General features: G+C 39.8%; 28 protein-coding genes. 4 read left to right on the top strand and 24 right to left on the bottom strand.

Features of this window, described 5'->3' with window-relative positions:
* Positions 1-149: 149 nt before the first annotated feature.
* Positions 150-593 carry an N-terminal phage integrase SAM-like domain-containing protein gene (locus RMT89_RS34825; RefSeq protein WP_315887750.1) on the top strand — a complete coding sequence of 148 codons (444 nt, stop codon included), beginning with the start codon at positions 150-152 and terminating at the stop codon, positions 591-593.
* Positions 594-635: 42 nt separating this feature from the next.
* Here the strand turns inward: RMT89_RS34825 and RMT89_RS34820 are convergent, their stop codons facing one another.
* On the bottom strand, positions 636-1,406 hold the full coding sequence (locus RMT89_RS34820; RefSeq protein ID WP_315887749.1) for an N-acetylmuramoyl-L-alanine amidase: 771 nt from the start codon (positions 1,404-1,406) through the stop codon (positions 636-638).
* 85 nt (positions 1,407-1,491) lie between these two features.
* Positions 1,492-1,620 (bottom strand): phage holin, encoded by a 129-nt coding sequence (locus tag RMT89_RS34815; protein ID WP_315887775.1) that lies wholly within the window; start codon positions 1,618-1,620, stop codon positions 1,492-1,494.
* 85 nt (positions 1,621-1,705) lie between these two features.
* On the opposite strand from RMT89_RS34815, the gene RMT89_RS34810 reads away from it, so the two are divergent.
* The 3 genes from RMT89_RS34810 (at position 1,706) to RMT89_RS34800 (ending at position 4,760) form a co-directional block, all read left to right on the top strand.
* Complete coding sequence (locus RMT89_RS34810) at positions 1,706-2,155, top strand: hypothetical protein (protein ID WP_315887748.1); 450 nt, start codon at positions 1,706-1,708, stop codon at positions 2,153-2,155.
* A 346-nt stretch (positions 2,156-2,501) separates the two neighbouring features.
* On the top strand, positions 2,502-3,647 hold the full coding sequence (locus tag RMT89_RS34805; RefSeq protein ID WP_315887747.1) for a site-specific integrase: 1,146 nt from the start codon (positions 2,502-2,504) through the stop codon (positions 3,645-3,647).
* 828 nt (positions 3,648-4,475) lie between these two features.
* The gene (locus RMT89_RS34800; RefSeq protein WP_315887746.1) at positions 4,476-4,760 is read left to right on the top strand and encodes a hypothetical protein; all 285 of its coding nucleotides are present in this window, start codon (positions 4,476-4,478) and stop codon (positions 4,758-4,760) included.
* Between the two features lie 178 nt (positions 4,761-4,938).
* Here the strand turns inward: RMT89_RS34800 and RMT89_RS34795 are convergent, their stop codons facing one another.
* The 22 genes from RMT89_RS34795 to RMT89_RS34690 form a co-directional block, all read right to left on the bottom strand.
* Positions 4,939-5,577: a hypothetical protein gene (locus tag RMT89_RS34795; protein WP_315887745.1), complete on the bottom strand. Its 639-nt coding sequence runs from the start codon at positions 5,575-5,577 to the stop codon at positions 4,939-4,941.
* A complete protein-coding gene (locus tag RMT89_RS34790) occupies positions 5,574-5,777 on the bottom strand; it encodes a phage holin (protein WP_315887774.1) in 204 nt (67 codons plus the stop codon). The genes RMT89_RS34795 and RMT89_RS34790 overlap by 4 nt, the downstream gene beginning before the upstream one ends.
* On the bottom strand, positions 5,767-6,075 hold the full coding sequence (locus tag RMT89_RS34785; protein ID WP_315887744.1) for a hypothetical protein: 309 nt from the start codon (positions 6,073-6,075) through the stop codon (positions 5,767-5,769). The genes RMT89_RS34790 and RMT89_RS34785 overlap by 11 nt, the downstream gene beginning before the upstream one ends.
* Positions 6,076-6,138: 63 nt before the next feature.
* On the bottom strand, positions 6,139-6,327 hold the full coding sequence (locus RMT89_RS34780) for a hypothetical protein (protein ID WP_315887743.1): 189 nt from the start codon (positions 6,325-6,327) through the stop codon (positions 6,139-6,141).
* 15 nt (positions 6,328-6,342) lie between these two features.
* Positions 6,343-8,643, bottom strand: a complete 2,301-nt coding sequence (locus RMT89_RS34775) for a hypothetical protein (protein ID WP_315887742.1) — start codon at positions 8,641-8,643, stop codon at positions 6,343-6,345.
* An 8-nt stretch (positions 8,644-8,651) separates the two neighbouring features.
* Complete coding sequence (locus RMT89_RS34770; RefSeq protein WP_315887741.1) at positions 8,652-10,163, bottom strand: distal tail protein Dit; 1,512 nt, start codon at positions 10,161-10,163, stop codon at positions 8,652-8,654.
* A complete protein-coding gene (locus RMT89_RS34765) occupies positions 10,163-11,695 on the bottom strand; it encodes a hypothetical protein (RefSeq protein ID WP_315887740.1) in 1,533 nt (510 codons plus the stop codon). The genes RMT89_RS34770 and RMT89_RS34765 overlap by 1 nt, the downstream gene beginning before the upstream one ends.
* Positions 11,696-12,085: 390 nt before the next feature.
* Positions 12,086-12,667 carry an NUMOD4 motif-containing HNH endonuclease gene (locus RMT89_RS34760; protein ID WP_315887739.1) on the bottom strand — a complete coding sequence of 194 codons (582 nt, stop codon included), beginning with the start codon at positions 12,665-12,667 and terminating at the stop codon, positions 12,086-12,088.
* Between the two features lie 202 nt (positions 12,668-12,869).
* Positions 12,870-13,361, bottom strand: a complete 492-nt coding sequence (locus RMT89_RS34755; RefSeq protein WP_315887738.1) for a hypothetical protein — start codon at positions 13,359-13,361, stop codon at positions 12,870-12,872.
* Positions 13,362-13,727, bottom strand: coding sequence for a DUF5361 domain-containing protein (locus tag RMT89_RS34750; RefSeq protein WP_315887737.1), 366 nt, complete (start codon positions 13,725-13,727; stop codon positions 13,362-13,364).
* Between the two features lie 14 nt (positions 13,728-13,741).
* The gene (locus RMT89_RS34745; RefSeq protein ID WP_315887736.1) at positions 13,742-14,008 is read right to left on the bottom strand and encodes a hypothetical protein; all 267 of its coding nucleotides are present in this window, start codon (positions 14,006-14,008) and stop codon (positions 13,742-13,744) included.
* Positions 14,008-14,571 (bottom strand): hypothetical protein, encoded by a 564-nt coding sequence (locus RMT89_RS34740; RefSeq protein WP_315887735.1) that lies wholly within the window; start codon positions 14,569-14,571, stop codon positions 14,008-14,010. Before RMT89_RS34740 ends, RMT89_RS34745 begins: the two co-directional genes overlap by 1 nt.
* 12 nt (positions 14,572-14,583) lie before the next feature.
* A complete protein-coding gene (locus RMT89_RS34735; protein ID WP_315887734.1) occupies positions 14,584-14,919 on the bottom strand; it encodes a hypothetical protein in 336 nt (111 codons plus the stop codon).
* Positions 14,920-15,156, bottom strand: coding sequence for a hypothetical protein (locus tag RMT89_RS34730; RefSeq protein WP_315887733.1), 237 nt, complete (start codon positions 15,154-15,156; stop codon positions 14,920-14,922).
* On the bottom strand, positions 15,149-15,487 hold the full coding sequence (locus RMT89_RS34725; RefSeq protein ID WP_315887732.1) for a hypothetical protein: 339 nt from the start codon (positions 15,485-15,487) through the stop codon (positions 15,149-15,151). Before RMT89_RS34725 ends, RMT89_RS34730 begins: the two co-directional genes overlap by 8 nt.
* The gene (locus RMT89_RS34720; protein ID WP_315887731.1) at positions 15,450-15,869 is read right to left on the bottom strand and encodes a phage Gp19/Gp15/Gp42 family protein; all 420 of its coding nucleotides are present in this window, start codon (positions 15,867-15,869) and stop codon (positions 15,450-15,452) included. Before RMT89_RS34720 ends, RMT89_RS34725 begins: the two co-directional genes overlap by 38 nt.
* Before the next feature lie 152 nt (positions 15,870-16,021).
* Positions 16,022-16,927, bottom strand: coding sequence for a phage major capsid protein (locus RMT89_RS34715; RefSeq protein ID WP_315887730.1), 906 nt, complete (start codon positions 16,925-16,927; stop codon positions 16,022-16,024).
* A gap of 5 nt (positions 16,928-16,932) precedes the next feature.
* A complete protein-coding gene (locus RMT89_RS34710; protein WP_315887729.1) occupies positions 16,933-17,397 on the bottom strand; it encodes a DUF4355 domain-containing protein in 465 nt (154 codons plus the stop codon).
* A gap of 61 nt (positions 17,398-17,458) precedes the next feature.
* Positions 17,459-18,898 carry a hypothetical protein gene (locus RMT89_RS34705; protein ID WP_315887728.1) on the bottom strand — a complete coding sequence of 480 codons (1,440 nt, stop codon included), beginning with the start codon at positions 18,896-18,898 and terminating at the stop codon, positions 17,459-17,461.
* A gap of 77 nt (positions 18,899-18,975) precedes the next feature.
* Positions 18,976-19,662, bottom strand: a complete 687-nt coding sequence (locus RMT89_RS34700; RefSeq protein ID WP_315887727.1) for a hypothetical protein — start codon at positions 19,660-19,662, stop codon at positions 18,976-18,978.
* Positions 19,655-20,890, bottom strand: coding sequence for a hypothetical protein (locus tag RMT89_RS34695; RefSeq protein WP_315887726.1), 1,236 nt, complete (start codon positions 20,888-20,890; stop codon positions 19,655-19,657). Before RMT89_RS34695 ends, RMT89_RS34700 begins: the two co-directional genes overlap by 8 nt.
* A complete protein-coding gene (locus tag RMT89_RS34690) occupies positions 20,887-21,234 on the bottom strand; it encodes a hypothetical protein (protein WP_315887725.1) in 348 nt (115 codons plus the stop codon). The genes RMT89_RS34695 and RMT89_RS34690 overlap by 4 nt, the downstream gene beginning before the upstream one ends.
* Positions 21,235-21,275: the final 41 nt, after the last annotated feature.

Raw genomic sequence — 21,275 nt, 5'->3', positions numbered from 1 at the left:
GCCTCCGGGCTTTTCTTTTTAATCACAAAAGAACATACGTTCGCATCTTGCCGGTAGAAATTCGAAATACTTGTCTTTATATAGAAAAAATCTGCGAATATAACTCAAATATCGAACAAAGTCACAGCAAATACGAAAGGATGACTTTTATGGCCACTATCAAATCCTACACACTGAAAGACGGTACTGAGAAATGGGAATTCTTTGTATCAAAGGGCCGTAGCAAGGCTACCGGAATGCCCATTAGTATTCATAAGCGAGGGTTCGCCAATAAAACTGCAGCTGTAAATGCTGCGGCTATTGTCCAAGGTCAGCTAAAATCCGGCGAATATCTTGAAAAGAATCCGGAAAAACTACGGCTTGGTGACTTTATGGACTATTGGATTGAAAACTACAAGAATAAAGTCTCTGAGGGCACAAGGATCGTTCATCGTGATAATATTAGGATGTACATCAATCCTTATATCGCGAATTATAAGCTAGAAGAATATACTCGTGCTGAGCATCAAAAGCATATCAATATGTTGGCAACCAAAAAAGAACGGGAAGACGATTTGAAGTTTGCTTTGGAAAGTTACCGAAACGGGGATTGATAAACAAAAATAACCCCACCTCGGATTGAGATGGGGATTTGTTTATTTGATTTCGTCTGCCAATTTTTTGATATATTTGATTTGGTCACTATCCGTGTGAATCCAAGTGTCATAACCTGCTTTATTCATCAAGATTTTAACTTTTTCTAGTTCTCTCTCTGATTTAATGTGTGTATATTTGTTCCCAATTAACCAATAAACTTCTGCTGAGTTTTCGTTTCTAAACAATAACATAATATCTCCTACTTTCTTTTTTTGTATTGTTTGTTCTTCTGCTGTTGTTGTTTTTGATGTAATACTATTACACACGTCATTTCGAAATTGCTCTAGCGTGATGCCCCATTTAGCCAAGTATGGTAGTGGGTCTACGTGGTCACTAAAATTGTTAGGTTGATGATGCGTACAATAATTATGCGTTTTAATACCTGCCAAATCATTTGTATCTAGCGTGACCGGAATACCACCTTTGTTCGCCAAGTCCCTTAACAACTCGCAATAGATAGCATAATCACGCTCGAACTCTGCTCTTGTCTTGTGTGACTCGATAAGCTCTACTGCTGCAAAAGTTTCGGCATTCCAACCGCCACCAACATCATATGCGCCCATGTTGAGAGGAGCTGTCTGAATCGCTACACCATCGCCGACAACGTACTGAAAAAAGCCACTTTCCACTGGTCGTCTATCATGGTAATCCGCTTCGTTTTGAGCAGTTGAATTGGGATTTCCTGTGGAATGAGCGTGGACTTGTCTGTAAGGCTTCACGCCAACCTGTGGTAAACCTTGGCGAATTTGTTGCTTTACTGTGTATGCCATTATTTTTCCTCCCCATTTTGCTTATTGTAATTAATTGCACTTACTCCCGTTACAGCGCCTAGAAATACCGCTACGGCGTTAATTGTCAACACCGTAAATCTGTATACTCAAAGCCGTAAGCCTTTCCTAGCACGCCCACAAGTACGCTTAATGCTGGTAATACAGTAAGCACCACCCATTTAATGATTGTGTAAGTTTTGTCGTTTAGTTGCATGTTATTACCCTCTCTCTTTAAATAGTGTTCTAAGCTGTTGCTCATGCTCGATAATTTTTTCTTTTTGGCCATCTAATCGCTTGTCATGCTCTTTCAGCTCGATGTGAAGGATAAGAAAAATTCAAATAAAAAATATATTGACGATGACGATAAGAAACTTAGAAATAATGTCTACCACGCAGGGAAAATTATCACGAAGAAAGAATGTGCAGATATGGGCTATCGAATTTACGACTATATCCGCACAATTTATCAGGATTTTAAAGAAATACCTAGTTCGCCGGAAGATGACCCTGCGCTTTTATTTCCTGCAATCTGGATTTTTAATGCTAGTAAAGTAAGGCTGTTACAAGAAAAATATCCAAGCGCACTAGTAATCTCATCTGATGTATATACTAGTCTATCTTTGAATACTGATTTTTCGGATGATAATCTGCCTTCCTTTGATGATTTGTTAGCTATAAACAATAGGTTGAACAAGAGAAAAGACATTACAGAACTCATTGTAAATTCTGAATACTTTAGAGAACAATAGTATATCCGTCTTCAGTACCGTCTATAGTTTCGCTTTTTGTAGGAGTTAAATTGTATACGTCGCGCACTTCATTGCCATCGTATGAAACCTTTAGAAAGTAAAGTTTTTTGTTAGGATCGAGTTTTACTAAGAGATTAATTAAATCTTGTACTGTATCGCCCTCAATCTCGTATTGAGGGAACTCATTGATTGAAATCATGTAATACACCTCCAATTGGTTGTTTCCATATACAACCAATTATATCACAAGAAACGGCTTCGGCCTTTTCTTTTTACTCACAAAACGAACACCAGTTTGTATATTTTTAGGCTTGAATGATACAAAACGAAGAAAGGAAAGATAATTATGGAAGGACACGTAAGAAAAAGAGGCTCTAAATGGTACTATTCTTTCGAGGCAGCTTCTGTCGAAGGGAAACGAAAACGTATAGAAAGAGTCGGCGGGAATACAAAAGCGGAAGCTTACGAAGCAATGCGTGAAGCCATGAAACAATATGAAAACGGAGATGTCATTAAGCTTTCGAATATTAGTGTTGCTGATTACTTCGACTACTGGTTTACAAACCATGTAGAAAGAAAACTCAAATACAACACCCAAAAGAATTACCGGAACATCATTGACAAGTACATCAAGCCCGGCATCGGAAAATACAAGCTAAAATCAGCGGGCCCTGAAATGCTTCAAGAATTTGTAGACAGCCTCCCTACCTTTAACGGTACTGACAAAAAGCTCGCAAAACACAGTGTGGAAATTATCATCACAGTACTTGGTGGTGCCTTTAAAAAAGCGGTCTATCCATGGAAACTTATAAGGGAAAATCCGATGCAATATGTAGAGCCGCCAGTATACGATCAGCAGCATCAAGTTACCCGCAGTGATATGGGAATCATCTCTGTTGATCAGTATGACCAAATACTGAAACGCACCCCTCCTGCTGACCCCTTCCACATTCCCCTCGTCATAGGAATGCATACCGGCCTAAGACGTGGTGAAGTTTGTGCGTTAACTTGGTCAGATGTTTCTTTTGAGGACAGGACAATAACAATAAGCAAGAGTATGACGCAAGATAAAAATGGCATCCTTGTGGGCACACCAAAGACACAAGCAAGCTATCGCACGATTCCGGCAGATGAAACCCTATTTAAAGAATTAAAAACACACAAAAAAAGACAGATGGAAAACCGCCTGCTTCATAGGAAGTATTACTATAATAGCGATTGGGTTTGTACAAAAGCCAACGGCGAACCAGTAACACCGAACTCGATCAAATGGAATTGTTCAAAAATCAGCAAAGAGCTTGGTTTCAGATTCCATTATCATTCTCTAAGGCATACCCACGCCACCCTCTTACTAGAAAATGGAGCCAAGCCAAAAGCTGTACAAGAAAGATTAGGCCACAGTCGGATTTCGACAACGCTAGATACGTACACACATGTTACGAAAAAGATGAAAAACGAACTAACAGATATTATTTCTGGCGTCCTCGGATAGCTGGAAAAAGCAAAATTTGCCTACGACATCAAACTGACGTAGGCAAATCGTAGGCAAATTATGAAAACACAAAGCATTTTGATGGTTCATTTTCAAACAAACCCTTATTTCTTCTTAGGTTCGTCCTCATCCATTTTCAGAACAGCCATGAAGGCTTCCTGTGGGACAAATAAACCTATAAAGATTCGATGATATCTCATAGTATTCAAAAATATCTAGTTAAATATCAATTTGTAAGGATATCGTTATTTATTTTATTATCTTTCAATATCTACCAATATTCAACTATATTTTTTGGAGCGTAGACAAAATGTAGGCAGTTCATGAAAATGAGTTAAATCATTTTCTTGCCAACAAAATTGCCTACACTCTCCCTATCGTTTCTGGCTGATGTGGCCGAGGGGAGTCGCGTGGCTGTAGCCGGTGAGTTTAACAGTCGCAAACAGTTTATTTGTCGGAAGTATGCGATGATTGGCAAACCGCAGATCGTAGTGGAATTTGAGCGGAGCCGATATCCGCATAAAGTGAGATGTTAAATATGGACGAGGAAGAAATCGTAGTCACCAGCTTTGTGCCGGTCTCGGATGAAAAATTGGAGCAGATTTTAAAAGATTTCAATGAAGACTAGCCCTGCCGATTGGCGGGGTTTTTGTTTTGGAAAAAATATACGCATTGCGTGTCTTTTCTGTTGACTAAACACGCATTGCGGGGACGATATGACCCATCCTCCCTATTTTTAGGCAAGGAACCTCGCAAAGACTCTTCCACAGGCTATCGTGGAGTTAGCCGGTATTATACCCGCAAAACTAAGCAGGAGCGCTATCGGGCGTGGATTACCGTAGGTGGCAAGCGGTATTACAAGAGCGGCTTTTTGACCGCCAGCGATGCTTACTACCAGGGCCGTGTTTTGTTGGAGCAACAACATCTCGGAAAGGAGAGCCAATGAATAAAAATTTTATACAGGCTGTATTGTTGGCGCTGGTCATCATACTGCTGATTTATGTCAGTACCTATGATGACAACAAAGCCTTTATCATCAAAGGAGTGCTGCCATTTATCATTTTATACGCATTCGTTTTTTACGATTTAGAGTTTGGCAACAAAAAGAAATAGATGCCCCCGGGATAATCCCGAGGGCTATTTTTTTGAATTGATCTATGTACTGCCCCGGAAGTCCGGGGCTATTTTTATTTGACAAGCTCGGCGATTTTTTTAATATATTTGATTTGATCAGCATTTGTATGTTCCCAAGTGTCATAACCCGCTTTGTCCATCATCATCTTGATCGCATCTAGTTCTTTAGGATTACTGACATGTGTATACTGATTCCCCACTTGCCGCCTTCTTTAAATAATAACATCACATTTCCTTCTCTCTTTTTAGTTTTGTTCGTTTCAATCGTAAAACCCTGCTCTACATCATTTTTAAATTGCGCACGGCTAATGCCCCATTTAGCTAAATATGGATAGGGGTCCGTGTGATCACTACCGTTGTTCGGTTGGTTGTACGTGCAGTATTCATGAGTTTTGATCCCTTCCAATGCTGGGCTATCCAATGTTTTGGGAATACCACCCTGGTCCGCAAGATTCCGCAAATGATTTACATAGATCTGATAGTCAGCATAAAACTCTTCAAAAGTTCGATGGCTCTCAATCAGTTCCACAGATGCGAACGTTTCTGCATTCCATCCGCCACCAACATCATATGCGCCCCTATTCAGCGGCGATGTGCGCACGATGCGACTATTACCCACCCAATCATTGGCAAATCCTTGAGGCCGATTATTGATTTGATTATCAACCTCGTTTTGCACCGTTGATGTTGGATTTCCAGTAGAGTGAGCGTGTACTTGCCGATATGGAACAACACCAACTTGAGGGGTGTCTGTTCGCAGTTTGATCTCTACTTCTGGCATTTTCACCATCGTCATTCACCCGCATTCTTTTGATAGTTTTTACTTGATACCATGAACACTGACCCCAAAAAAACAGTGATAGCTGAGATTGTCGTGACTGCAAGATCAGTAAAGTCCCAAGCATATGCCTTACCAAGTGTCCCCACGAGCACTCCACAGGCCGGCAGGACCACCGAAACGATCCATTTTACTTTGTCATAGGTTTTATTTGTCATTTGCATGCCTATTTCCTCCTTTGAATAAAGTTTTCAATTGTTCGTCATGTGACACCAACTGTTCACTGTGCCGATCGAGTCGTTCATCATGAACTCTCAGCTCATCGTGAATCGATTGACGATCGCTCTTAGATGATTCAAGATCTTTGTTGACCAGATCTAATGTATGACTGATTTTGGTTAGATTTTCCGAGATCTTCGTAAAACTCCCCACGATTGGTTTGACGACGAGGGCCACCAGACCCAAGATCGTCGCGATCCAGCCAGCCCACATTGCCATTTCTCCAACATTTACCACCTAAATTACTTCCTTCATTAGCATATTTAACCAACAAAATAGACCGCCGTGCATCACGACGATCTACAATCCATTTTTGATTTTTTCTTTAATACTCTTACTTACTGCCACCAAATCGATTTCTTCAGGCAACAATGTAAAATTGGCATTTCCTTTTTCACCACTAGTCAGCACAACTTCAACGTACACATTGCTATACATCAAAGTTCCATCTGCATCATAAACCGGCGTAATCGAAATAATGTTGATCATCTAGACTCCTCCTTCCTAGTCAATGATGTAACTTAAACTATCTAAAACAATGTAGTTTACGTTCGCATGGGGGATCAGCACTTGAATCGAGCCGCTTCCTGCAATTGCAGCCAAACGACCACCAACATAGACGTTCGCCCCAGTTGGAGCATATGTGAAACAGGTCTGTGCCGGTCGTACAGCGGACGGGATCGTTGCACAGAAATATTCCCGATCTTTTTCAAAATAACAATTTGCTGGAATTGAAGCGTTTGTCGTTGTAACCTGCCCACGAAACAGAATCGTTCTAGTCCCATCAACGTTATACTGAATTTTATACTGAGGGACCCGACCCTCAGAAGCTTGAAATCCAGCATTCAGTGGTAAGTTGATCCAGGGAGTCTTTGTCAGCATGTCAGCCGTTAGAACACCATAGAACCTACCACCTAAATTAGAAGACAAGGTCAATCCACCACCAGTTAATGCAGCGAATGACTGATTACTGCCGTCAGGATTATTAATCGTCGTTCTTAAGGCATCTGGGTCAAGGGAATTAGTCCCAGTATTAATAACAGCACCAGTTGACTTTACATATTGAGTCGTTGTATTTTTAACACTCCCGTTTTCAATCACAGAGGTCCCCTTGACCCAGTTTGGACTACCAGAAACAATTTGACGATCAAAGTTGCTGGTGAAATTGGACCCAATGAATTTCACCCCTTGGAAGGTCAGCCCCACAAAGGTCTCTGCCATGATATTCACTGCAGAGAATGTCCATAACTCCCACTTAGAGCCATTCCATCGATAGACACATCCTTTGATGTAGCCGGCAGGCGTGCCAGTGTTTTGCCAGAGCATGCCAATATATGGTGCAGACGGCACTGTACTTTGCGAGATAACCCCGGTTGGTGGCCCCGTCAAATCAGGTGTGACCTTCTCTCCTTCCACATCCAAAATTGTAATCGTGCCATCATCATTTGGCGTGATTATGGGACTGGTGCCGGGTTTTCCTGGTTCCCCATTAATCGCCGAATAAGTCGGCACTTCCGACACGCTAGACGTACCGTTGGAGTAGTCAATCTTAGTCCTCGTCCACAACCACTTGCCTTTTACGGCCCCCGGATTGACATTCGTCCACCCTGTTACGGGCGCTGTATTTCCTTGGTCTGCCAAGCAGTACATCACAGACTGGTCAACCACATAAACAATCTGATCTTTAATCTTGTTAATGATCGACGTTAAATCATCCATGTTGCTTTCCAAGTCCACGTAATTACTAAACTTGTACTCATTCCGACTGTGGTCGTCGTCATTAAACTTGTACTCGGTCGTTCTGGCGCTGACCATAACTGGTGGTCGCATGGTATGAGAGACCACTTGCACATTGTCGCCAATGCCACAGCTAATATCCCCTTTGGCATCGTACTCCACAACAGCATGGTCGATTTTTTTAAGTCGGGCCAAGCCTTCTGCCCACAGTGCATCTTGCGTTTTAGCTTCGGACTTGTAACGGCGGTTAATGTAGCCGTCAAACTCACCATGAGCCTTGTTTGGCAATTTAACATAATAATCTTCGTGCGCCTTGACGCTAAAAATACGAGTTAGATTTTTAGGTGAGTAATAAAGGATATTCCCCGCAGCATCTTTTTCCTCGTAGTATTTTCCGGCCAAAGTAACGGTCTTCTCATCAACTTCTGCGCCTTCTAAATCCAAACACGTCCCAAGCTCACTTAGAGAGCCTTTTCGGGTTAAATCAGTCAAGCTATCGTCTTCATCAGATAAGATAGCTTGTGGCTGTTCCTCGCCAATTCGCTTGTAAACATTCAGGACGAGTTCTGTTGGTGTACTACCATCAAACTTAACGTCCAGTTGTGCTTCGGCGTTGTCAAACCCATTTAAGACAAATTGGAGCATTTCCGCATTGGTCGCATTTTCTGACGTAAACTCTAACTTTCGAGTCATTCCAGAAATCTCATTAATGCCTAAAGTAATCCCTGTGTCGGAAAATATCCGATTAAAATACCACTCAAACGGCTGGGCTTGAGTGGCAGAAATTGGTGGGCATTCTTCCGATACGATATCGATAGTTCCAGAATAACAAGAAAACGACTTAACATCATCGTTTAAGCCGTCTTCGTCATCGTAAATTGTAAGCCAGTATTTCCGGCCGGATTTGTCTTGGCACATGATGTAATTGCCGCTGGTCCACAAGTCAGCATGGATACTCTTGGTTAACACATTAATGTCCAACGTCTCCAAAATGGAGCCAACATATTGACCAATGAGGTAATCATCAGTCTCGTATGCATCTAAAACATTGTACATGCGATCCGTCAAAGTAAATATCATACGTATGCAGCCCTCCCTTTTAGTTTGACAATTGGCGCGGTTGCAAAATCTGACCAGCTTAAAAACATGGTACTTAAGCCTGGTGGTGCGTAAATCAAAGTGGAGCCAGGGTCGCGGTATTGCAAGCCTTGGTTATTATTTAACGTGCAATAGATGTTGTCTACGTTTTTGCCGTATAGCAAAATGTCCTTACTTCCAAATTTATTCGGGATATCTTGCCAGTTAAGAACGTTATGTTTCTTGACATTAATCGCTCGGAAAAAGTTATTAGCGATTGGCAAATATTCTTTATATGCAGCGCCATACCATGTAATCTTCCGCAGTTCCGTGTCTGGATTCTTGCTAATAAATGACTTTTGAACACCCGCATAGCTGACATTAACAGTAATTTCATTGCCAATTTTCTCCACAGCCACCCATGCAGTACGCCCGCTTACATAGTATTTGGACGTCTCGCGGTTATCCCATACACGATTGCCGTCAATGTAAATTGCCACATCGGAACGTTCGGAAACCGAATTGTTATCCTCAACAACAACAGCCACTATCAGCTCATCGTTTTGATTGGAGTATGTTACGGAGTTGTGCCCGACGCGAACATTTTTGTTATCGGCGCCGTCGTTGTTAAAATCAATCCGATAACTGGAACGCCAATTAACAGGGTAAGCGCCATTTTTATCCGGCGGAACGATTTTAGTAATCGCCACCCCGTGCCACGAATTTCCGGTTCCGTAGTCGGTTACTTTCGCATATCCTTCGTTAGGATCAACAATCCCTGGATAACCCGCTGGCGGTCCTTGCCATTCGTCTACTTGGTAGCTGGCAGTTCCGTTTTGCAAGCGCTCAGCCGTTACGCCTGGCGTGATTCCTTGATTCAAAAGCCAGCCACGGTCTACCGTAAAATGGTCATCAAAGAGCGTTTCGGAAGCTTCGTAATGATAACCGTCAACCTCCTCAATCGTGCCAAAAAGAGCACTGGTGGATAGATCATCATTTTGTAAACCAAGAAAACCACAGTCGCTGGTAAACTCCGCTTCCAACTCCAAGAGCATTGGCTCGGTGCCAGGGTTGTTAATCGTAATAGCACGAGGGTCTGCGCCGTCGTTGGTAAAGCTATACTCTTCCGTGGAGTAGGCAAGGCCGTCAAAAATCTGCCATGTAATTGACCCATCCCCATAGAGTCTTTTATCTTCAAAATCAGTGTCCCCACTAGGCAGTGCCCAATAAAACTTGTCAGGTTCATCTGAGTAAATCAGCTTCTTAGGTTCACTTACATTTAAAATTCTTGATATCTCTCGTCGTTTCTCTATTACACCCTCCATCAGGGTAAAATCCATTTCATGAGTTAAAACCGTAGAAGACGTGCCAAGGAAGCGCACACCTTTCTTATCATTTCTGTTTTGCGTACGAAAAGATTGTGTTGGCCCAATTCCTCGGTTCAGGGAGTTAACGGTCAAAATTTCTGTGATGACGTATTCATCAAATGTTACTGTAACCTGCTTTGTCACTATTTTGCCCTCCCTTTTTTGATGATTGTAGCTCTCCGCTCAATTCCATCAATCTCAATTTTTACCGGTTCTGCAATTTCTTTAGAAACTACTTTCTTATCAAGTTCAACGGTTGTGTACACTTCAACAATTATCGGCGGATCAGTTTTGCTGGCTGCACTCGTTTTATTTTTAGGTTGAGTTGTCTTAACCGAATCAGAAGACAATACAGCGTAACTCAACTGTGGATTCCATCCATCATCTAACAGTTTGCTAGTGTCCACTCCATCCATAATCATTCCTTGGACTTCTCCAGCCACCCCAGAAATAGTTTGCTTAACTTTTTGAAAGCCATCTTGCAAGCTATCGTTTAATCCGCCCATGATAGCAAGACCAGCAGGGATTAAGAGCTTTTTATCATAAGAAAGTGGCCCTTTATGTTCCTTGATCCAAGAACCAATGCCTCCAACAAAATCTTTTACGCTTCCCCAGGCTTGCTTTAATCCACTCAAGAAACCATCCATAATCGCACGACCAGCACCTAATAAATCAATATTTCGAACTTCATTAATAAGCGTTGTACCAATTTTATCAGTGGCTGATAACAAATCAGGAATACTTTTAATAATTCCGCTGACTAAACCTAAAAGGATTTTTACCCCTCCAGAAATAATATCGGGAATTTTAGAAATAATCATCGCTAGAAATTGTTTCATTAAAGTAAAAGCTGTTGTAATTAAACTTGGTAATCGTTCTAAAATACCTTTTACTAAAGACAAGACAATTTCTTGACCTTTTGCCAAATATTGCGGATAGTTTTGAACAACTACATCAATAAATTTGCTCACCGCTTGAATAGCACTTTGACCAATAGCTGGCAAATTAGAGATAATACCGTCAACCAAATTTAAAAGCAAATTTTTCCCAGATTCTAGAATGAGTGGTAAATTCGTCATCAAAAACGAGATAAAACCTGTCACAATATTAGCCGCTGTTGTAATTAACGTTGGAATAGCCTGTAAAATACCAGTGCCAATACTAGTTAAAATTTGTACACCAGTTGCTAAAAAAGTGGGCAAATTTGTTGTAATCCACGTCATAATACCAGTTAAAATGCCTTGAAAAGACGTTAAAAATGTTGGTATTCCAGTAGTGATACCTGTTGCCAATTGCGTTAGCATAGATTGCCCTGCGGATAAAAATTGTGGCGCTGCAGTTTGAATAAACGTGACGATTGCTCCAGGCAACGCTGATAAAATATTAGTTACCATTGGAATAAAATTATTAAACAGAAAAGTAGAAACAGTTTGTGCCAAGGCGTTTAAATCGTTAGTAATATCCATTCCTAGGGACATTTTCCCTAAAACATTTGAAGCGGCAGCTTTCATGGACGCCATAGATCCGCTAAATGTTTCAGCAGATTCTTTAGCAGTAGTACCTGTGATATCCAAATTTTCTTGTACTGCATGAATGGCGCTATACACATCACTCAAATTATTAATGTCATATTTGACACCAGTTAATTTAGTAGCATCGGCTAACAAACGTTGCATTTCTGTTTTAGTACCACCATACCCTAATTTGCATATTGTTAATCTGCAATTTCTCGATTAAGTTATTGTTGCAGTTCAGACTGTCGCTTCTTCTATGTGATAGAAGCCCTCTCGCTCAGTCGTTCACGGTGTATTTAAACTTCCGCCCTGTTGTCCTCTTCAGGAGTTCCAAGTCAATCAGAGAGGGTTCGCACATCGCCCTTTATTTATGCGGCGAGTGCCCCCATTGTGTTAAGGTTATCGAGCATGGTGTAGTTTTGCTTACTAAATCCTTGATATGCGTTTTGGATATCTTGCATATTTGTACCCATTTTATTGGCGTTCCTAGATACCCCCACTTTCGTGGTATTTAAAAAGACCTGCGATTTCTCGCAAGCCTTAGGGAGTAGACTATATCATATTGGCAAATTCGAAAAGATGGCCTTTGTGTATTCCACCGTGATTACAACACCTTGATACTTCTGATTTTGTAAAACCATCTTTGACAGTTTCAACAATGGAACCGTATCTTTTCGTTTCATTTGTGATAATGTTAGTTGCTATAACTGGTTTTGCTTTTTTACTTTCAGCACCAAATTTACCATAATTGAAATGTTCTTTACCGCTTATATGTTTTGTCAACCCATTCTTATAAGCATGTATAACATTATCTTGAACAGTAACCCACTCTAGGTTATCTAAGCTATTATTTAGCTTGTTCCCGTCTATATGGTTAACTTGTGGCAAGTTATCAGGATTCGGTATGAAATATTCAGCGATTAGTCTGTGGACGTAAAATTGTTTTCTTTTTCTGTTAATCGAAAAAGTAACCCTGTAATAACCGTTGGGAGCAATATCTGGGTTTAATACCTTACCATTCCAAGACCTTGTTCTACCAATTTTATCAGTTACAGTTCTATCCTTACTTCTAATCTCGCCATTTGACGATATTTCATAAAATTCTTCGTACCCTTTTATTTTTACCCAGTTCATATTTAATACCCCCATATTTATTCTTTGTATGGTTGTATTATATCACAAATTTGTTATTTTTACCAATCGCACCGCTTCGAGTTATGTATCAATAATAACTCTACTTCTAAATAGAATAGTCGTTACACTTTCCTGTATGTTTACAGGCTTAGCACGGGATTGTCATAGGCTAAAGCCCTTAGAGTTTCCCCGTTAGCATGGCTTACGCCACACACCCCAGATAAGGTTCAATGCGTTTTAGTCGGACTAACATTTTATCCGACATGTCTACCATAGCCATATTGGCTTTGTCAGCAGCCTTTTCAGTATCTCCGCCCATTGACTGCAATAGACTAGCTGAGAAACTTGTCACATTAGTCATGTAGTCGTTTGCGGATAAGCCAGAAGTTTTATAAGCTTCATCGGCATATTTTTTAACTTTATCGGCACTGCCTTTAAATAAAGTTTCAATCCCTCCGAGAGATTGTTGCAGGTCAGCACCTTCGGAAATAGAAGAAGAAATAATTTTCCCCATGGCAACTCCTGCAGTAGCCGCTGCTGCTAAAAGTCCCACTTTTAAAGCAGAACCTAATTTACTACCTGCAGAAGTACCAGCAGAAGTTGCTTCAGGATCGATTTGTTTAGAAATAGCTCCACTAATTCCTTTAGCTGAAGGCATAATTTGTATATACGCTTGACCTAATTCAGTTGCCATTTAACCACCTCCAATCAATTCTTGACGTTTACGTTCAAATTCCTCACCAGAATTAAATACAACTGTATCATCTGATTTTTTCGCACCACCAGTTAAAAGTTCTAACAGAGGCACTGGACGATTTTTATTCTTTTGACCATCTTTAGAATTCATCCACAATAAAAGGCCTACTTTGTCACTGATACCAGCTAAAAGCAGATTTTCCAAGGAAATATTTTGATCATTCATAATCATTTTTATTCTGGAATCATCTTTCAGACCATAAGAAAAAACAGCCACCATATTTACTGGTAGCTGTCGATAATCGAAAATATGATACGTTTCTGCAAGGTCACAAATTAATGCATCCTCGTCAGTTTTTATCATTCTGGCAAGGAGCGTTATTTTTTTACCGCTTGAGATTGGAAAATTTCGGTAATTTCTTCAGTCATTTTATCAACTGGGACAAGACCTTCTTCATCCCGGAGGTGATCTTTTAATTTATTTGTTTGCTCTTTTCCAAGGAGCATAATTACCATTTTAGAAATGACCATTGGATTATCTTCTAATTCCCCAATGGTTTCTAAAAGTTCGTAATTATTTAATCGAGCTTCTTCAATTTCATAGGCAAAGCCAGATTGTGTTTTTCCTTTTATTTTTTTGGACATTAGGCTTTAGCTCCTGGTTTTTTAATATATTCGTAGTGAGTATTTGCATCTTCATCAGGTAAAGCAGCAATAGTTGTTTCGTAACCACTCACTTCATCATCTTTATAGACGATTTCTCCAACTTCAGAAATTTTTCCATTAGGAATGACAATACGTTTTAACACTCCACCATTTAATACCATTTCAGCTACTAAAACATGTGCTTCTGCTGGAGTTGCATTAGCTTTAATAGCAATACCAGTATCTAAAGTACCTGAAACATTCGCAGAACCATATACTTCTTTTAAAACTTCCACATTTAACGGCTCAATTAAAGTATAAGTGAAAGTATCGGCTTTTTCTGTTTGAACAACAGCAACGATATCGCCGCCCCAGGCCTTGATATTATCTGTTTCTGGCGAGTTTGCATTAGTTATGCCATCCTCTGAAATATAACCTAATGGCTTAAATGCTGCATCTAACGCAGTAATCGAATCTGTTGGTAATGTTGTATCTAATGGTGCAGAATAGACAGCTCCACCAACTTTAGGTTTTGCTGTGGTTACATTTTTTACATCTGACATTTATGTTCCTCCTTAATAATGATTCATATCAAATACCGCTTGATAGCGATATTCCTTAGTTGTTGTATCTGTGTAGTTATAATCGCTGTTGAGCTTAATTTTACTGATTTCATCTAGCTCAATCATTCCTTCAACCGTTTCTTTCACTGCTTCATTTAAAACAGCTGCTTCATACATTGAAGGAGCATAGCTTTGAAAGGCAAAAGTGGAAGATGGTAAATAATTATTTTTAGCGCTGCTGGTTTTTTCAAAAAGCACAAAACTTTCTGGAGATTTTTGTGGTCGTTCTAAAAAAGACGGCACAGATAAGTGACCGTCTAAGTAATTTTTAATTACCAGTTCAATCATCTACCGCACCGCCTTCAAAATGGTATTGTTTTTCATGTTGTCTCTTTTTGCTTCAAAAGTTTCAGCGTAAACCATAGCATTAGCACGAGTTTTACCGACATAAGTGTCTTGACCATAGCCATCTCCACAACGATTTTTGATTGCGGTAGCTTTTTCTTCCAAAACTTTTTGCATCTCAGCAGACTTCAAAAGCTGACCAACGCCAGCATAATTCAGTTTAAATCCAGACTTAGCCATAGCGCTCCACCATCACTTTCTTGTTCCAAGACAATGGAATTAAATCATCAATGCCTTCTGTCACAAAACCAAATGTACGCCACCGTTGACCAAAGAATTCAACTTCCTTGTCTTCCCAATCATGGGTATCACCTTTTGGAATTCCTAAAGTGTACACAGCTTTTTTTCCTGTTAAATTCAGCTGATTAATGACGTCATCAGATAAGGCTGGAGCGACTAAAACATTATCAACTAGTATCTCAACATCTTTTACAACTGGTGCTCCAAATGGGTCAACTGACATAACTTGCTTATCAATAAGGGTAATTGGTATTCCATGTATCTTCCCCATAGATATTGATCCCCCCTATTTTTTGTCGTTTCAGTCCTAACCGTTTGAGTTCCGAATCTTTAATAAATAATCCACCGCCAGGACTCAGATAGGTGCCAGACCAAGTATAGCCAAGTGCCGATTGACTTTCTTGTACCATTGGTTGACCTGTGGTTGGAGTCATGAGTGTCCTAGCGATGATGTCAACTGTAATAGCTTTAAAAACACTTGCGTAAGACACGCTATCGGCAAATGACTGGTCTAAATCTTTACCTACTTTTTCAGCTTCCAAGCGTAACGTGTCAGAGACGACTGCCAAGAGCGCCTCTGCACGTAACATTTCATCTGTTGTCAATGGTCTCCACAATAACGAAACATCTTCAACTGTTGCAAAATTAGCCATCATAACCTCCTATTTCGAGGCTACTTAGCCTCTTCTTTCTTTTCCTTAACTGTCTCTTTTACAAGTTCCCAATCACCAGAAAGGACAGAATCTGTTACGACTACCGCCCCAGTGTTTTTATCTTTGTAAATTGCCATAAATTCCTCCTAAAATTAATCTTGAACTTCTACACGAGCGAATGCTTTTTCGTCAAGGATGCCCCATCCGATGAACGCTTCAGAACGTAGTAAAATTTCATTGTACGCTTTAAGGTCACGACCAGAACCATCTGGATCACCATATTCAATAATTTCAAGTGGAATATTTTCTGCGTATCCCCATTTAAATTTACTTTGGAAGTCACCGACAATAGCGTGGTCTGTTTTAGCAGTACCGCCTTTTACTGTAAGTGTTTTGTTCATGTCTAGATTCATGTTAAAGAAATTATCTGGACGTTGCCCAAAGCGGAATTCTGGATATGCTGGTAATTTATCAGCGCCCAATTTAATTTTAGACATGTCTTGTCCTGCTTGAGGTGATAGAGCGATACCAGTTACTTCATTTCCGTTAACCACAATAGTGTTAACTGCAGAATCAATATTATCGTCAATTGTAGCTGCGTCGTATTTAACTACGTTTTCAGTAACAACTCCATCAAATGAGTTAGTAGCTTTGAACGATGCATCAGTAAGAGTGCGAGGTTCTAAACCGTGAATAGCTGCAATGTCAAACGCTTCTGCCATTTTTTTAGCAAATCCATCTGCATAGTGTTTTAAGAAGTTTAAACGTTTTTCTTCAGATGCATATTTAAATTCATCCGTCATACGTGCTTGATAAACAAATTTCATTGGCTTAATGATTTTAGATTTTACTGTTGCTGTTGATCCTAATTTTTGTTCGCCTTCACCAACAATTTGAGCGTTTCCGTCTAAATTAAAAATAAATTGCTCAACTCCGTTAAACGGGATTGGTGTTTGTGTTGATAACTTAGCAAGTGTAGAGTGACCTTGCACTTTGCTCATGATTTCTGTTACTAATTCTGGTTTAAATAGTGTTCCTGCTTTAATTGCGTCTGCCATGTTTTTTAATCTCCTTTGTTAGTTAAGTTTCGAGCCATTTCTGCCCAGCTTGCTTCTTTTTTGTCAGAAATGGTTGGTTCATTTGATTTTAAAGGTGGCGTCGGTTGTTTTGGCGCCAAATAACTTGCTAGTCTTTCAGCATCAGCCTTGAATCCGTCCTCGTCATCACCTTGAAGTCTGTCTGCTAAGTCAAGTGGTAAGCCATATTCAGTTGCAATGCGTTGCTTAGCAGTTTGTAATCTAGTTTGAGTTAAGTCTCCATTTAACGATTCAACCTGAGAGCTTAACTCTGTTTCTCTAGTTTTTAGATCATTAATTGTATTTTGGTAAGTTGTTTCTTTAGCTTCAAAATCAGCTAGTTGTTTTTTCAAGTCTTCATAGTCTGCATATTTCTCACGCTCTCGTGATAATCGTGCTTTAATAACTGCATCTAATTCTTCTTGAGTTTCAATAATTTTAAAATCTGACATATAACGTCCTTTCTCCTGCTTTGCCCTGCAGTTCGGTAATTTTTCGCATTAAGAAGGTCTCTCAATAACTAATTCTTTGCTTTCTTTTTGGCTTAGTTGTTGCACAAAGCCAATGTGCTAGCAATGCACTATCCATTAGACTAATATCCCTATCATCAAAAAGCGACTTGTAACCAAAACCACCGTTTGAACCGATATTGCGTTTTGCACAGTTTGTTGTTACAGCGGTTAGTGATGGTTGATTATTATGACTTAATGTTCCTTGAGCGATAGCTTGCTCCCACATTGCATTGGCTGTTATGACCTCTGCAACTGTTGGGAGAATTGGCGCTTTAAGCCTAAACTCTTTCATCTCAGCTTCAAGAATACGTTGACCGTTTGCTCCATCTACTACGACTTTTTCAACATCTGCATTTTTTAAGAAATTGATTATCCATTGCGAACCGTTTCTGATCGATACACAGTCAATAGTTTCAACAAAGACTTTTTCATCCTTAGTTCTAACTGCGATTGACATCGAAACATTATTTCCGTCTTGACCGTACTTAACAGCGACAAAAAGCTTACTGTTAAATTCTGGTATTTCTTCAATTTCAAGTGCTGCCCAATCTTTTTCGGAGATGTCTGATTTCATGTTGAATGTTGGCCAATAGCCTAGACGTTGGATATTGTGGTCAAGTCCATTTTCCCCAAGCTCTGCTTCAATTTTCCGCTCATTTAAGTGATAACCCATCGACGGATTTGTTAGATACCAACTGTCTGTGTCATGAATATCCTTTACGGAATCCACTGACCACTCGGCCCAGCCCGAATACTTTTTATTGCCTTTTAAAACATCTTTACGATAATTTTCAAAGACAGTACCAGTTGAAACTTCAGTTGGTGGTGTACCTAACATAATTGTCATTGGGTTATCGCTGTCAGAAACAGTATATTTTAAAGCAGTTTCTTGTTCGACTGTGTACTCTTGCGCTTCATCAATGACAAGCAAGTCAAATCCTTCACCGAGTCCACCGTTAGATGTCCTCGTTCGGAATTGGATGACAGCACTTGTTGCTTTAAACTCAATACGCTCTTGACCTTTCGCTTTGTTAGATGTGAAGTCTTCTCCATCAACGTAACCAGACATTTCAAGGTATTTTTTTAGCTTTAAGAATGACGAATGCGATGTACTAATTCTGTGTGCAGTGTGCAACATATTTAGCCCATTATGCAATCCCCACAATTCTAAAAGATAAACGACCTCTGTTTTACCATTCCGCCGAGGGAGTGAGTAACCGTATTTTTGGTGTACCCAAAGACCGTCATCGTTGACAGCCATTATGTCCTCTAGCAGATATTTTTGCCAGTCGTAGTATTTAAGGCCAGTCTTTACATAATAACCAAGTGCTTCTGGTGATAGTGTTTTAGTCCAATGTAAGTTTACCGATTGAGTGGGATGCTGATTGCCAAGTTTTTCTTTAGTTTTGACCATCACTATTTCCTTCCAACCGTATTGCATGATAACCCTATCGCTGGGAGATGTTAGATCACTTCCTTCCGCTTAAAAATAATGCCATTTGCAAAATTATCAAGTAGTTACCTCCATCTTTTCGAATAAGCGTTTTGAATACCTCGTCCGTCTTTGGGATGATATTCAACCACACAGTCACAATTTTCATGCCTTGCATAAATGATTTTATCGACTGGATAGTCGTAGGTGCCTGCTAAGTTTTCACACCACTTGCAACATTTACCAACCACATATCTAGTTAGTTTTGGCTTTAACCCTGCTTTTGCATGAAAATCGACATTAGTCATAATAAAATCATCAATGACTGACTGCGAAAAATTGACAACTGGGTCTTTTAGAATCCATTTGACTTCATCAAAATTATCTTCGGAAGATAATCTGTTAACTATTCCATCAACTTTATCCTGGTTGATTTTATTCTTCTTAGGTTTTAATCCGATGCCAGCCTCTTTATTCAAGGCGGTTTGCAATTCGACTGCGTAGTCAGTAACCAACTTATGATTATTTCCAAGTGTTTCATTTAATATCCTTTCTGCGATATTAAAAAACATCTTGCCATCTGGCAAAATGCTCGCGGATAATTTACTATCAAAAACCTCTGCTAAAATGTTGCCAACCTCTTGAGCGTATAAATAAGCATTAGCATGATTTTTGGTCTCTAACAACTTCGGTATTTTTTTATTGGCTTTATACTTGTTTAAAAACTCTTTTTTCGAGTCATCTAATAATTTTGGGACAATATCATCAACCATCTGTCTCACCATCCTTTATACCAGTTGTCTGGAATAATACTTCGCCAATATTTAATTCTGGATACGCTTGAGAAATCTTAATTAGACCGTCTCCGATTGTTGAAAGACTAGCACCGTCAATTTCAAACAATGGTTCCCAAATGATTTTGGTATTCATGAACATTGTGCGTTCATATGGTTGATTGTCACGTAAACAAACTGCTATATACGCAACATTTAAAAATCCACTTGCGAATGATCGTTGCGCTTTTTTAGCAGATGCACGTAAGTTCTCGTGGCTTGCCTTGATAGCCTCAACGCTCGATGGATTGTCAGACGGAAAACCAAGGTCATCTAGTGTCAATCCAGAACCACCCGCGAATAACGATGCATACATTTTTAACTGACCGTAAAATGGTTCCATGCTCGCTGTAGCGAATTGCCCGACAACTGGCTTATCTCCGTCATCGTCTTTAGTAATCTCTAAAACGGTTGAAACTGTCGCTTTCCACTTATCTAATGCCTCGGCATCTTGGCTTGTTCCTAAAACGTATTTTTGTGGGAACGAATAAAATTCTGCGGTTGCTTCGGCACGTTCCAAAGTACGTTTGGCGGCTTTTTGCTGATACATTCCCGACCGTGTGATTCGACTACGACCGAATGGTCTTACTGCGTCTGGCCTGTGAATAATTGGTACTAATAGCGGTTGATTCGTTGGATTCGGAATACTATAAGGTTCGCTATCTTTTGGATAGTACCATGTTTCAGTTGGTGTAAAATACGCTTCCAAAATAGGATTGTCATTCTGGTCTGTTTCTAAAACTGCGTACCCTTCGGTTAACAGGAAAGTCGTTGGATCTAAAATGCCAGTCGCCTTACTTGCTTCGATGACTTGCAAACGCGGCAACTCGCCATCGACTTTTGAAATATAAACGAATGCACATGAACCAATCAATGCAGATTGAATTGCAGTATCAAAAAATATATCTGGATTGTTTGCATTGAATATTTCTGTTGCGTTAAAATCATCGTTACCAAATTCACGGAAAACAATTCTATCTGCTAAGGCATCTACACCTTTTGTAGTCCATTCCAAGACTGACCGATAGGCGCTTTTAACGTTGTAAGGCATCACAATGCTCATTGTGTTGTCAACGTCTTGCATTGCATAATAACGATAGCGTTTTTCAACGCCCGTTTTATAAAGAGCTAACTTTCTACGCAGGAAGTTCATTCCGGTTTGCTTCATTTGATTTTCTCCATTATTAGTTTTTTAAATTCTGGATCGTGGATATCTATTCCTTCGATTAATGTCCTACCAACATATCCAAATTGCTTTTCGTTTTCTAAAAGCTCTTGCTTTTTCTTTTGGTAATATTTTTCAATATCACGTATTTTTTTAGGCTTAGTAGAGTTTTTGACATTAGTCTTTAACTCTGCTTCTTTACGTTCTTTTTCCTCTTTCCGCTTTTTCCGCATTAAGAGTTTCTGTTTTTCTGCAATACCTATTTTTCGGCATTCTTCGCTACAGTAAGTTGCACGGTTGGAAGTGGTCTCGAATGACTTTCCACACGTTGCGCATATTTTTTTCATCCGCTCTCCTTTCTACATCCTAACGTGAATAAAAATGTACA

It is taken from the genome of Streptomyces sp. P17 (assembly GCF_032436805.1).
GTDB lineage: Bacteria > Actinomycetota > Actinomycetes > Streptomycetales > Streptomycetaceae > Streptomyces.
The sequence above is the reverse complement of the archived record's forward strand: the minus strand, read 5'-3'. Positions and strand labels throughout refer to the sequence as shown.